General features: G+C 52.1%; 11 protein-coding genes. 1 reads left to right on the forward strand and 10 read right to left on the reverse strand.

Features of this window, described 5'->3' with window-relative positions; all coding sequences use genetic code 11:
* Positions 1 to 27 precede the first annotated feature (27 nt).
* From ACTS9Y_RS11685 to purB, 10 genes are all read right to left on the reverse strand, one after another.
* Positions 28 to 924: a peptidoglycan DD-metalloendopeptidase family protein gene (locus ACTS9Y_RS11685; protein ID WP_442586101.1), complete on the reverse strand. Its 897-nt coding sequence runs from the start codon at positions 922 to 924 to the stop codon at positions 28 to 30.
* On the reverse strand, positions 921 to 1,595 hold the full coding sequence (locus ACTS9Y_RS11690; protein ID WP_442586102.1) for a protein-L-isoaspartate(D-aspartate) O-methyltransferase: 675 nt from the start codon (positions 1,593 to 1,595) through the stop codon (positions 921 to 923). The genes ACTS9Y_RS11685 and ACTS9Y_RS11690 overlap by 4 nt, the downstream gene beginning before the upstream one ends.
* A 5-nt stretch (positions 1,596 to 1,600) precedes the next feature.
* Positions 1,601 to 2,350: a 5'/3'-nucleotidase SurE gene (surE, locus tag ACTS9Y_RS11695; protein WP_442586103.1), complete on the reverse strand. Its 750-nt coding sequence runs from the start codon at positions 2,348 to 2,350 to the stop codon at positions 1,601 to 1,603.
* A 97-nt stretch (positions 2,351 to 2,447) separates the two neighbouring features.
* Positions 2,448 to 2,810 (reverse strand): DUF2069 domain-containing protein, encoded by a 363-nt coding sequence (locus ACTS9Y_RS11700; RefSeq protein ID WP_442586104.1) that lies wholly within the window; start codon positions 2,808 to 2,810, stop codon positions 2,448 to 2,450.
* Positions 2,807 to 3,526 carry a HugZ family pyridoxamine 5'-phosphate oxidase gene (locus ACTS9Y_RS11705; protein ID WP_442586105.1) on the reverse strand — a complete coding sequence of 240 codons (720 nt, stop codon included), beginning with the start codon at positions 3,524 to 3,526 and terminating at the stop codon, positions 2,807 to 2,809. The genes ACTS9Y_RS11700 and ACTS9Y_RS11705 overlap by 4 nt, the downstream gene beginning before the upstream one ends.
* A gap of 22 nt (positions 3,527 to 3,548) precedes the next feature.
* A complete protein-coding gene (wrbA, locus tag ACTS9Y_RS11710) occupies positions 3,549 to 4,139 on the reverse strand; it encodes an NAD(P)H:quinone oxidoreductase (RefSeq protein WP_442586106.1) in 591 nt (196 codons plus the stop codon).
* Entirely contained in the window at positions 4,136 to 4,924 is a 789-nt protein-coding gene (locus ACTS9Y_RS11715; RefSeq protein WP_442586107.1) for an NYN domain-containing protein, read from the reverse strand. Before ACTS9Y_RS11715 ends, wrbA begins: the two co-directional genes overlap by 4 nt.
* A gap of 14 nt (positions 4,925 to 4,938) precedes the next feature.
* A complete protein-coding gene (locus tag ACTS9Y_RS11720) occupies positions 4,939 to 8,229 on the reverse strand; it encodes a translocation/assembly module TamB domain-containing protein (RefSeq protein ID WP_442586108.1) in 3,291 nt (1,096 codons plus the stop codon).
* A complete protein-coding gene (locus tag ACTS9Y_RS11725) occupies positions 8,229 to 10,079 on the reverse strand; it encodes an autotransporter assembly complex protein TamA (RefSeq protein ID WP_442586109.1) in 1,851 nt (616 codons plus the stop codon). The genes ACTS9Y_RS11720 and ACTS9Y_RS11725 overlap by 1 nt, the downstream gene beginning before the upstream one ends.
* Before the next feature lie 133 nt (positions 10,080 to 10,212).
* Positions 10,213 to 11,586, reverse strand: coding sequence for an adenylosuccinate lyase (gene purB / locus ACTS9Y_RS11730; RefSeq protein WP_442586110.1), 1,374 nt, complete (start codon positions 11,584 to 11,586; stop codon positions 10,213 to 10,215).
* 215 nt (positions 11,587 to 11,801) lie between these two features.
* Here purB and ACTS9Y_RS11735 point away from each other — a divergent pair, with 215 nt between their 5' ends.
* A complete protein-coding gene (locus tag ACTS9Y_RS11735) occupies positions 11,802 to 12,476 on the forward strand; it encodes a transglutaminase-like cysteine peptidase (RefSeq protein WP_442586111.1) in 675 nt (224 codons plus the stop codon).
* The last annotated feature ends 146 nt before the right edge of the window (positions 12,477 to 12,622 follow it).

A 12,622-nucleotide genomic window follows, 5' to 3' on the forward strand; every position in this document is an offset into this window, starting at 1 on the left:
GCGGATACTACATCCGCCGTCGTAAAGTTAGCTATTGCTGTTGCTGCCTGCCGCGCTTGAGTTGGTACCTGGGCTGCCAGGCAAGTAGCTGACCGGGTCAACCGGTTTGCCTTTTTGCCGAATCTCAAAATGCAACGTGGGTGGTTTGTTATTGCTTGCGGCGGGCAGTATCGCCAGTTTTTCACCTTGTGTCACAAAGACACCTTCTTTGACCAGGGAGTTTCCCTGGTGCGCATATACAGACAGCAAATTACTGTTGTGCTTGATGATGATCAGCTTGCCATAACCGCGCACATCCATGCCACTGTATATGACTTTTCCAGCAGCGGCAGCGTTAATTGCTTGCCCGGCGGCGCCTGTGATATTCAAACCTTTATTCAGTTGCGGGTCAAACCCGGCACTGACTTTGCCGGAAACTGGCCATTGCCATTGAATATCACTATCGGCAACAGCTTCAATATCCTGTCCTTCAGCCGCTGGTTTTGTACCATCTGTTGCAGTGCCAGGGCTGGTTACAGTTGAATTGGCAGTTTCACCAGCAGGCGCAAGTTCAGGACGCGTGATGGCGGAAGTCACGACTTCAGCGTCGTCTGCGCCGGATGTATCATTGGCTTTATTGTTTGCCACAGCTGCTGGCGCTTTAATATTCAATACCTGGCCGACATGAATCTCGTAAGGCGCTTGCAACTGGTTGATTTCAGCGAGTTTCAGGTGAGGGATGCCGAATTTCCTGCCGATATTGAACAGGTTATCGCCTTTTTGCACCAGATACTGGTTAGCGCCGACTGAGACTGGGGCCGCTGTTTTGTTTTCTGGGGTTTTGGAGGCGCTGCTCACCGGTGCGCGCGGCATGGGGGAGTTAAGCGCACACGCTGCCAAAGTCGTGGCAGTGAATGCGGTGATCAGCAGCGAGCGTAATCTCATGATAAAGCGGTTCCCCCTAATAATGGTACAAATTTGACCGGTTCCAGGGCGGTTTTCTGTACGCCTTGCGCGGTCCTTTCAATCAGGTGCAACACCTGTTCCGAGGTGCCGACCGGGATCACCATGCGGCCACCCACAGCCAACTGGTCCACCAGCTCTTGCGGCACATGGCTGGAGGCTGCCGTGACCATGATGGCATCAAACGGGCCGTAATCTTTCAGGCCTATGCTGCCATCTGCGTGGTCAAGTTTTACATTGGTACACTTCAATGCCCGCAAATGAGTCCTGGCTTTCATGACCAGTGGCCGGATACGCTCCAGCGAAAATACTTCATTACTCACGCGCGATAACACGGCGGTCTGGTAACCACAGCCGGTGCCGATTTCCAGCACCTTGTTCAGCTGTTTGCCATTGCGCAGAATCTGCGTCATTTTCGCCACGATATAGGGCTGCGAAATGGTCTGGCCATAGCCTATCGGCAAAGAAACATCTTCATAGGCACGGATAGACAGTGCTTCATCGACAAAGATATGGCGCGGAATCTCGGCCATGACATTGATAACGACTTCGTCCTGTATGCCTTGCTCGCGCAAACGCGTAAGCATGCGCTCCCGCGTGCGCGAAGAGGTCATGCCTATGCCGGTTTTATTGGTTGTTCTCGGAATTGCCATGGTGCTTAATTCTTGGCTTGTAACCATTGTTGCATGGTGTTGATTTGGGAGTGTTTGGTCAGGTCAACCTGTATGGGTGAGATCGACACAAACCCTTGTGAAACTGCATGGAAATCAGTGCCTTCGCCGCCGTCATTCGGCTGACCAGCCGCGCCGACCCAATACACGGTCTCGCCACGCGGGGTTTTAAGTTGAATCACCGGTTCAGCTTTGTGGCGCTTGCCCAGGCGGGTGATTTTCTGGCCTTTGATCTCTTGCATTGGGACATCTGGCACGTTGACATTTAATAGGGTAGGCTCAAGGATTTCACTGCGGTTAAAACGCTGGACCAGATCTACCATCACCTTGGCAGCAGTTTCAAAGTGGCTTGGCGCATGCTGCGACATCGAAACGGCAAAAGAGGGGATGCCCAGCAGATAACCTTCAGTCGCTGCCGCTACCGTGCCAGAGTAAATGGTGTCATCACCCATATTGGCACCGTCATTAATGCCACTGATCACCATATCCGGCATTTCCTGCATCAACCCCGTCAGGGCAATATGTACACAGTCGGTGGGGGTGCCGTTCACATAAAAAAAGCCATTGGCGGCCTGTTTGACACTCAAGGGTCTATCCAGCGTGAGGGAATTACTGGCGCCGCTGCGGTTGCGTTCTGGCGCGACCACCGTAATATCGGCAATTTTACTCAGGTGTTGTGCCAGGGCAGCCAGGCCTGGAGCCAGGTAGCCATCGTCGTTGGATAACAGGATTTTCATGCCGGATATTATATAAGGTTTAGTGCGCTTGTTTATGCCGGTACATGAAAGAATTTAGGGTATTCAGATTCGGATCAGCGATTGCCAAATGGCAGCATCAGGCAACCTGGTAACGCTTTCCGGTATATTTGGCATATGCCACCACGCTGGCAAAGAAAACCAGGCTCAATACGATTTCCGTCCATGCCAGTGCACGCGTGACGCCAGATTCAGACCAGGCCCTGACCACGCCTTCGGTAAAGTAAAGCAGGATCAGCATGCCAGCCCATTGGTAGGTATAGCGTTTGCCGCGCAAAATGCCGAATAATGGTGCCAGCAAAGGCAGGGTTTTTAAAAACAGCAAACTGCCACCACTGCGCAGGGGTGACCAGAAAATCTCCCAGCCCAGGCATAACAGGATCAAACCCAGCAGGCTGATACTGGCAGCCAGGCGACTCCGTTTCAAAATCGTCGCTATCATGATCGGCAGGCTTGTGCGAGCGCGACCAGGGCTTTGCGGGCATCCATCGCGTTTAACACCGGGTGCTCAAACTGAAAGCGTAACTGGCCGTAGTTTTCTTCGCCTTGCGTATATTTGACGTCAAAACCTTCGGCATCCAACCCGGTCATTTCGGCCTGGTCGGCGGTGATGCCGTGAATATGCTGGCAGTATTCCAGCATGCTGTTGATATGGTCATCATTCATATGTGTAACGATGCCTGCTTCCTGTGCAGCCAGCATGCTGGCTGCTAAATCTTCATTCAGGCTGTCGCCCTCAAACCAGTCCACCCGGCCAAGCCCGGCAATAAAGCGCACATGTTCCACCCGGATACGGTAGAGATGGAATTCATCCAGGTCATAATAAGTCACTGCATCGGGAAAATAACGCAGGTAACGGGCACGGAAATCCGCGTCATTTTTTTCACAGGGCAGCGCTTCCCCTATCAATGTCAGTTGCGCCTGCTGGTTGCCTGCTTCAGAGAATACCAGCAATGAGACTTTGGCATTTTCATGCATATTTTTTGCATGTTCGGCATTGGCGTTGACCAGGATCACAGGCTCGGCTTGCTGGTTACACACAAACGGCGCGATGGCGCCAAACGGATAGCCTGGATATTTCATCGAGTAGGTGGACAACACGGCATGGCGTGTGGCGAATAGAAATTGGCGGGCTTCGCGGGTGAGAGCGGCGGACATACGAGTTTTCCTCAGTAAACAGTTATTGCAATTTGAGTGCGGTTTCGGCCAGGCGTTTCCCTAACGCCATGCATAATTTTTTTTCATCGTCTGATATCGGCTGGTCATCTTTCGCGCCGCCAATATGGCTGGCGCCATACGGCGTGCCGCCAGTTTTGGTCGTGCCCAGTTGCGGTTCCGAGTACGGCAGGCCCACCATCAGCATGCCGTGATGCATCAAGGGGATCATCATGGTCATCAGTGTTATTTCGTTACCGCCATGCATGGACCCGGTGGAAGTGAACACCGCTGCCGGTTTGCCGATCAACGCGCCTTTCAGCCACAGGCTGGTGCTGCCATCCAGAAAATATTTCATCGGTGCAGCCATATTGCCAAAACGGGTAGGGCTGCCCAAAGCCAGTCCGGCACATTCTTCCAGGTCCTGCAAAGTGGCATAAGGCGCGCCCGCAGCCGGGATATCCGGCTCTGTCGCTTCGTGGTTGGCGGAGATTTTTGGCACGGTACGCAGCCTTGCGTTGGCGCCCTGCACGCTTTCCACACCGCGTGCGATCAGTTGCGCCATCTCTTTGACAGCGCCGCCCTGGGAATAATAAAGAATCAGGATTTCAGTCATTTTTTTCGTTTGTCGCGTAATTTCTGTTTTTGGTCGTCTAATTCAAACAAGCCGATGGCGTTGACCAGTTCACTGAATTTGGTATAACCGTAATTGCGTGAGTCGAAGGCGGAAAAGTTTTTGACGATGTGGTTTTTCACCGCGCCCATGGCGGCAAAACCGCTTTCGTCAGATAATCCTTCAATCGCTGAGCGGATCAGTGAAACCAATTTGGCATCGTTCGCTAATTGTTGTTTGGTTTTTTTGCCAATCGGGACCAGCGTGATTTGCTCGTCATCCGGCTTGGGTTTGGTCGTGGCTTCCACTGGCGCAGAAGATTCCTCTACGCTTTTCTCCTGCAGCAGTATCTCAAAATACACAAACTGGTTACAGGCGGCTCTTAATGATTCCGGCGTTTTATTCTCGCCGAAACCATACACAAATTTGCCGGCTTCGCGCAAGCGTATCGCCAGCCGCGTAAAGTCGCTATCGCTGGAGACGATACAGAAACCATCGAGTGGGGCGGTATAGAGCAAGTCCATGGCATCAATGATCAGGGCGCTATCGGTGGCATTTTTGCCTTTGGTATTGGCGTATTGCTGTATCGGCTGGATAGCGTGTTTGGGTAATACCGGCTTCCACTGTTTGACGTGGTCAGAAGTCCAGTCGGCATAAATACGCCTGACACTGATGTCGCCGAATTTGGACATTTCTTCAAACAGTTCATCAATGATAGGAATGACTTTGAACGTGTTGTCAGCATCTATCAAGACTGCCAGTCGTGGATTCTTATTGTCCTGATGCATGCCATCCTCCTGGATTAATCAAAGCTGAAACCGTAGAACACATCCAGCGCATTATCCGAACCGGTCCTGGTTTCAATCGAGATGCGGTTGGTTAATTGGTAGGTGAGTTTACCAACATTTAGTAGCCCGACAATGCTTTTTTCATAGCCGACCACCAGTTTGTTATTGATGCGTTTGCCTACGCTGACCGCATAGTTGGTAGAACCTGAGCCACGTACATCAATGCTGTCCAGGCCTATGGTCTGCGCGATTTTGGTTTGCAGGGAGACGGAATCGCCCTGTGACAATAATGCACTGGCTGCTACCGATAGCATGGCCAAATCATTGCTGCCGACCGCCGACATCGGTTGCCCCAGCACCAGTAGCGAGATTTTGTTCTCATTGCTGGTTTCCGGCGTGGAAACCAGTTTGAGTTCTGGTGTTTGCAGGCTGCCGTTGATCTGTATGCCGACTTTGGTATTTTCTACTTGCCGCGTGGCCAAGATATCCAGGCCGATATTCGGGATCTTGCCACTGAAAATCAGCCGGCCGGTTTCTATATTCAACGATTGTCCATAAGCCAGGTAGGTGCCGGTCAAATCCAGCGTCCCGGTCGCCCCCAGGTCATCCAGTGCACCATCCAGCCGCATTTTCCCGCTCAGGGCGGCATTCAAACCTTGGCCGCGCAGCATGAACTGTTCAGATTCCTTGAAGGGTAGTACCAGTGGTTTATCGCCAAAATCCAGCCCGAAATCCTGGAAGGTCACGCGTGATTGTTGCTTGGCTACGGCATTTTCCGGCGATTCAATAATGACATCTTCATCCAGTTGTGGCTTATCCGCCTTAGGTAATTCAAATAAGCCTTTATGGATTTTAAGATTGCCGCTGATATTGGTGTTTTCACTATTCAGCCGCAATTTGGTCTCCCCGCTGAGTTGCACCCAGCGGTCAACCCGCGAGAGTGCCTGCAGCTTGTTCAGTTGCGCGGAGAGATCCAGTTGCCAGCCAGGTTGCTTCAAGGCTAACACCCCGGTGGCATTCAGTTCACCGCTCTTGCCTGCAAAATGCAGCTGGTTGAAAGTCACCTGATCGCCTGCCATGGTCGCGTTCAAGCGCCCTTGTTCCAGCCATACCCCTTGTGAAGGTACTTGCAAGGCAAGTGATTCACCTTGAATAGACCCTTTCAGTTGCGGATCTGCCATCACACCACTGATCTGTGCGTCTACCGCCAGGCTGCCCGCAGGCTGTATGTCGGTGAACAGTTTGGCGAACCAGTTCAGTTGTTTGATATCCGCTTTCAGGCTGGCGGAAACCGGGGCCGAATTCTTGATGACAAATCCGGCCAGTGTTGGTGTAACCACGGTGTTTCCCGTCAATTGCAGGTTGATGGCTTCGGCGGAGCTGATGGTGCTGGCAACACTCACGTTGTTATTTGCAGCTTTGATATCCGCCGAGAGCGTCTGCAACCCCAAGCCCTGCCATTTGGCATTGTTGATGTCATACACCTGCCAGTCGCCCTGGCTGCGCTGCAGTTGCAAGAAACCGTTCAGGCTTTGGTCCAGCTGCATATCCCACTGTGCGGATAATTGCAGATGGTCTGCCGGTAACGGCGCTGATTGTTCAGGCACCAGCCAGGCCATTAGTGCTTGTACGGGAAAATCCTTAAGTGCACCGCGCGATTGTAATTGCATCATCTGTGACGGTTGGCCAGACATAGCATTCTCAGTCTGGGCAGGGCGGTAGTGTAATTTTTCCAGTTGCAGTTGACCGGCAAACACATTCAGTGCCATCTGTTGCAGGTCGAATCCTTGAGCAGCGCTCCACGACATGGTTGCCGGACTTGCCAGCCGGAAAACTTTACCGCTGGCGTCCTGCAATTGTGTCAGCTGGGCCTGCCAGCTGTCGTTCTGCCAGGCACCATTCAGTGCGAGCTGGATATTACGTTGCAATGATGGATCAGAATCCTTGATTTGCAGTGTGAGCTGGTGCTGCGCCAGTGTGCCTTTTAAATTCAGTTCTGCCTCAATCGGCGGGCTGTCAGTGCCCTGGCTGTTCTGTTGCGACAGGCCGTGCAGTTTGATCTGCTGGTCTATGGCGGCCTGCAGATTGTCCGACGCTTGCCCTTTTACCTCAAACCCGGCGATGACCAGGCCTTTAGGTAATTGCAGTTGCTGGCCAGACAAACGGTAGCTGGCATAAAAGCCATCAGCAAGATGCTGAACCGTACCATCCCCTTTGACCTGGCCTGAGAATCCCGGCATAAACTGCGCCAGGTTGGGTAGATCGGCCTGCCAGTTCAACTGGGTGCCTGCGGGTGGCGCAGGCTGGGCGCCGCGGATGCTGAACGTGTTTTTATCCAGTTGTGCCAGCAAATCCAGCTGGGTGAGTTGCTGAGCTTGCAGGGTCGCCGTGCCGCGTACAATCAGGGGTTGCGACTGCAAACGGCTGTCTCCGGCATCTACCGTGACTTGTATCGTACCCTGGTCGGTGAGGCTGCCATCAGCCACAACTTTTAAATCCATATGCCCTGCCAGCTGTGGATGCACATGCCTGGCCTGGAGTTGCTGCAAATGGAAAAGAAAGTGGCTGTTACGCGCCTCATCCAGGCCGATAGTGGCTTTGAGCGCCACTACGTCCTCTCCGTCTTGCGTGACAGGCACAATCACAAATGGTTTGGCATCAGGCTGGTAATGGTGGCTGGCGGCAATCTCCAGTTTGGTCAGGTCACCGTGTAACTCTGTACGCAGATGATAGGGCAGGCTGCCTTGTGGCTGCTGCACATCTATCCAGCCAGTTAAAGGAAACGGTGCCGAATTCTGCATCTGGAAATGGGTACTGATTTCGCCCCACGGGCTATGCGCCTGCGCGATACGGAACTGCATGGCCTGGTTGTCGGCATCTAGGTCAAAGCGGATCTGTTCGATATGGTAAGTGCTTTGCCCCTGGATAATGGTCAGGCGTTCAATATTGCCTGACAGCAGATGAAAGGGGAGTGGGATATTGATGCGCTTTGGCAAAGGGCCGCTTGCTGTTTTAGGGCTGGCAGGCGGCGTCTCCGCAGGCGTTTTGAACTGTAAAGTCACCTGCCTGGCGGTAAAGCTCGATACAGTCAGTTCGCCGCGGGGTGTGACCCCCAGCCGCATATCCGAAGCAATGCCTTCAACCTTGAGCGTGGCATTGCCGAGGTCAGTTTCAAATTCTTTCAGGCTGGTCACCACCATGACATTGGCGGCCCAGACCATTTGTGGCGTGATGATCAGGCTCAGGCAAAGCGTGGTCACCAGGCTTAATCTGCATAGGTGTGAGAGTAAATGAACAAATGACATTAAAAATTCACTCCCAGGTTAAAGTGCAAACGATATTCCTTGGTTTCTTCACCATAGGCGATATCGACGCCTACCGGCCCGATCGGGCTGCGGAAACGCGCGCCCAGGCCATAGCCGAGCACCGGGTCATAATCTTTCCAGCTGTTGGCAGCATTACCAAAATCCACAAACACCGCTGCGCCCCACGAAGGCGTCAGCCATTGCACCACTTCACTACTGCCAGTGAGCAATACGCGACCACCGACTGTCGCGCCGCCTTCATTTACACCTAATGATTGGAAAGCATAGCCACGCACAGACTGGTCACCACCGGCACGGAATAAATAAGTCGCAGGTACCTTGCTGGCGGAGCCATTGACACTGCCTACTTCAATCCTGCCCAGCCATTGGGTCGAGCTGGTCAGCGGGTAAAACGCCTGCAACCTGGCTTGCGACTGCAAAAAACGGCCATCAGAAATACGTTCAAACGGCGAAAGCTGAAATTGCGTATTCAATATCCAGCCTTTGGTCGGCGCCTGCTGGTGATCCAGCTCGCGCATATTCAAACCATAAGTGACTGTGGCGGCTTTATTGAACTGCGAAGTGACGTCATCCACCTCCAGAAATTCATACAACAAGTTAGCGCCTACAAATTGCTCAAACTTGCGCGGCTGGCCCCAGTAGCGCCGCACCCCGTTTTGAAAGGCGGTGGTCACTTGCCCTTCAAGGTCGGTGCGGGTCAGGCTGTTCTGTATGCTGTCGCGGTAACCCTTGTCATCTGTGAGAAAGGTAATGTTGGAGGTGGCCGCCTGTAACCGCTGTTCCAGGCGTATGCTGCTATCCCACAGTAATCCGCGCTCAAATAAATTACGATCAGTGTAATTAAACACAATGCGCGCGCCGGTATTGGTGCTGGCACCCACGCCTATGCGGAAGGATTTTTCTTCCATTTCACGCACGGTCACATCGACATCAGCGGTGCGGTCTGGGTTCAGCGCGTGTGTGTTTGCCACCACATCTACCTGGCTGAACTTGCCGGTACTCATGAAACTGTTTTGCAATAGCAATAAATCTGATTGCCGGTAAGGCGCGCCGGGTTTCAGGGTGTTCAACGGGCGGATCAAGGCTTCCGGGTAATGTTGCAAGCCATGAATATTGACCTTGCCAAAATGCACTGCCGGGCCGGATTCCACCGCGATATTGATGGAGACTTCCTGGGTTTGCGGTTGCACGATGGCTTGTGATTGCGTGATTCTGGCATTGGGGAATTCTGCGCGCAGCAATGCAGCCAGCAAATCACGCTTGGCGGCCGCCCAGGCGGGCTGGGTAAACACGTTGTTGATTTGTAATGACCAGCTTTTATTGGCTTCTGCCAGTATTTCCTGGTGTGCGGGCTGCTGTATTTCCCCGTTGAGGGTCAGCACAACCTTGTTCACTTTTGCCTGCGGCGGCAAATTCACGTGAAACTCAATCACATTTGCGACAGGCTGGTAGGCCACTGTTTTTACTTTGAAATAGCCTTCGGTGGCCAGCAGGTCAGCGATTTCCTGCGGGGTTTTCTGGATCAGCCGCCGCCATTCACCCTCGTTCATGCGCGGGTTTTGCATGGATTCGTGCAGCGTCAGGTGTTTTTCAAGTAACTCATGCAGTTGCTGTTTGTTTTCGGGAGATGTTTCGCTATTGAGCGAAAAACGCGTCTGGTAAGTGCCTTGTTTGACCTGGAACCACTCGGCCTCCTGCGCTTGTGCAGAAGGTATATGCATAAGCAAAGACGCGAGGAAAACGAAAGTAGTGAGGTTGTGCGCGGCCAGGCTGACAGTGATCTGCTTAAAACGCAACGGCAAAAAGTACTTTAACCACGCTAACAGCAAGGCGCTATGCTTGCGATAGCACCTCGCCCGGCAATCAGGCCAGGCGAGTGAGAAACAGGCAATCGAACCAGCGGTTGTTTGCCTTAAAGCGTTGAGTGCGAAGTTAAAAACAGAACAATCCCTGAACAAGTCACTAAATATGTTTTACCAATTGACTTGCCTTGCCGGTATAAGTTGCAGGCGTCATCGCCAGCAAGGTTTGTTTGGCTTCGGCCGTGATAGGCAGGGTTTCAATAAAGGCATGCAATGATTGCTGATTGATACCGCCTTTGCCACGCGTCAGTTCTTTCAGCTGCTCATACGGATTTTCGATGCCGTAGCGACGCATCACAGTCTGGATAGGCTCAGCCAGCACTTCCCAGCTATTGTTCAGGTCTTCCTGCAAACGTTGTGGATTGATCTCGAGTTTGTTCAGGCCGCGCAGGCAGGAATCATAAGCCAGCAGGGAATAGCCCAGTGCCACACCCATGTTGCGCAATACAGTAGAGTCAGTCAGGTCGCGTTGCCAGCGGGAGATAGGCAGTTTTTCAGCCAGGTGGCGCAAGATGGCATTGGCCAGGCCTAAATTGCCTTCGGAGTTCTCAAAATCAATCGGGTTGACTTTATGCGGCATGGTAGAAGAACCAATTTCACCGGCTTTGACCTTTTGCTTGAAGTAACCGACCGAGATATAGCCCCAGATATCACGGTTAAGGTCGATCAAAATGGTATTGATGCGTGACAGCGTATCGTATAGTTCAGCCATGTAGTCATGCGGCTCGATCTGGATAGTCATCGGGTTGTAAGTCAGGCCCAATGATTGCACAAAGGTTTTCGCGAAGTTTTCCCAGTCAATATCCGGGTAGGCGGACAAATGTGCGTTGAAGTTGCCAACGGCACCGTTGATCTTGCCTAAGATTTCATTGGCTTGCAGTTGTTTGAGCTGGCGTTGCAGGCGATAGACCACATTGGCCAGTTCTTTACCCATGGTAGTCGGGCTGGCGGTCTGGCCGTGGGTGCGTGACAGCATGGGTTGTTCGGCCAGTGCGTGTGATAACTCGGTGAGCCTGGCGACCACGGCAGCCAGGTCAGGCAATACCACACTGTCACGTGCAGATTTCAGCATCAGGGCATGTGACAGGTTGTTGATATCTTCTGAAGTACAGGCGAAATGGATGAATTCACTGGCTTTTTTGATCTCGGCATTGCCATCGAATTTTTCTTTAAGCCAGTATTCAAGCGCTTTCACATCATGATTGGTACGCGCTTCAATCGCTTTTACCTGCATGGCATCATCTTCGCTGAAAGCGTGGATGGCTGTATCCAGTTCAGCAATGGTATCTGCACTGAATGGTGCGATTTCTGCCAGTTGCGGTTCGGCACTCAGTGCTTTTAACCAGGCCACTTCGACCAGTGCGCGGTATTTGATCAGCGCGTATTCACTAAAGAAAGGGCGCAAAGGGTCGAGTTTGGCGTGATAACGGCCATCTAAAGGAGAGAGTGCATTGAGCGGGGTAAGAGACGTCATGAATATAAAGCGGTGTGGATTTGAAAGTCGACATTTTACCCAATCCGGCACCGCTTGTGTTTTTCTATTCTTGTTATGGTGCTGTATCCACGATACCTTGTTGTCAATATATAGTATTCTTCAAGATCGCCGAGTTTGCAGATGAAAACCGCTTTGTTTGGCAAATGAGGCTTGCTGGTGCCGTGACATAATCGCTCACTGGAAATCTATTGCACATGAGACGCCCCGTTTCTCCATCCTTTATTAGTTTTGCGACAGGCTTATGCCTGACGCTGTGTCTGCTATGGTCGCAGATACTGGCGGATGATTACGTGCTGGCGATGCTGGAAAAGGTCAGGCAACGGTATGGTGAAGAAGCCTACCAGAATGTGATGCGCCTGAATGAACTGTTCAACCAGTTGGGCGGCGCCAGCGAAATGACCAAGATCGGCATGGTTAATGACTTTACCAATCAGCATGTGCTGTTTGTCGATGATATTAATTTATGGGGTATGGAAGACTATTGGGCCAGCCCGCTGGAAACCTTTGGCAAAGGGGCGGGCGACTGTGAAGACTTTAGTATCGCCAAATACACCTTACTCAAAAAACTCGGTATCCCGCAGGACAAACTACGCTTGACCTATGTCCGGGCGCGCATGGCCAGCGGTAACATCCGTCCGCACATGGTGCTTGCGTATTATGCGATGCCAGCCAGCGACCCGCTCATTCTGGATAACCTCAACTTTGAGATATTGCCCGCGTCCAGGCGCAGTGACCTGTTCCCGGTGTTCAGCTTTAATGATAAAGGCCTGTTCGTGGCGAATAACCCGAATATGCGGGCCGGTTCTCCAAACAATATTTCCAAGTGGCGCGATGTGTTGACGCGTATGCGCCAGGACGGGTTGGAATAAATGCACACATTGAATTACCTGAATCACGCGGAATCTTTGAAAACCTTGGCTAAGATATGGTTAACGGGGAAAGTTAATGCTAGGCTTATAGATAAAGCCTGCATGAACGCCGGGTTGTGGATGATTTTACCCCAAGAAAAAAAGAG

This window comes from Methylophilus sp. (assembly GCF_052173275.1).
Lineage (GTDB): Bacteria > Pseudomonadota > Gammaproteobacteria > Burkholderiales > Methylophilaceae > Methylophilus.

Excerpts from the sequence above, each read along its gene's own strand:
- ACTS9Y_RS11685 (WP_442586101.1), bottom strand. The coding sequence starts at position 924 with ATGAGATTACGCTCGCTGCTGATCACCGCATTCACTGCCACGACTTTG.
- ACTS9Y_RS11690 (WP_442586102.1), bottom strand. The coding sequence starts at position 1,595 with ATGGCAATTCCGAGAACAACCAATAAAACCGGCATAGGCATGACCTCT.
- surE (WP_442586103.1), bottom strand. The coding sequence starts at position 2,350 with ATGAAAATCCTGTTATCCAACGACGATGGCTACCTGGCTCCAGGCCTG.
- ACTS9Y_RS11700 (WP_442586104.1), bottom strand. The coding sequence starts at position 2,810 with ATGATAGCGACGATTTTGAAACGGAGTCGCCTGGCTGCCAGTATCAGC.
- ACTS9Y_RS11705 (WP_442586105.1), bottom strand. The coding sequence starts at position 3,526 with ATGTCCGCCGCTCTCACCCGCGAAGCCCGCCAATTTCTATTCGCCACA.
- wrbA (WP_442586106.1), bottom strand. The coding sequence starts at position 4,139 with ATGACTGAAATCCTGATTCTTTATTATTCCCAGGGCGGCGCTGTCAAA.
- ACTS9Y_RS11715 (WP_442586107.1), bottom strand. The coding sequence starts at position 4,924 with ATGCATCAGGACAATAAGAATCCACGACTGGCAGTCTTGATAGATGCT.
- ACTS9Y_RS11720 (WP_442586108.1), bottom strand. The coding sequence starts at position 8,229 with ATGTCATTTGTTCATTTACTCTCACACCTATGCAGATTAAGCCTGGTG.
- purB (WP_442586110.1), bottom strand. The coding sequence starts at position 11,586 with ATGACGTCTCTTACCCCGCTCAATGCACTCTCTCCTTTAGATGGCCGT.
- ACTS9Y_RS11735 (WP_442586111.1), top strand. The coding sequence starts at position 11,802 with ATGAGACGCCCCGTTTCTCCATCCTTTATTAGTTTTGCGACAGGCTTA.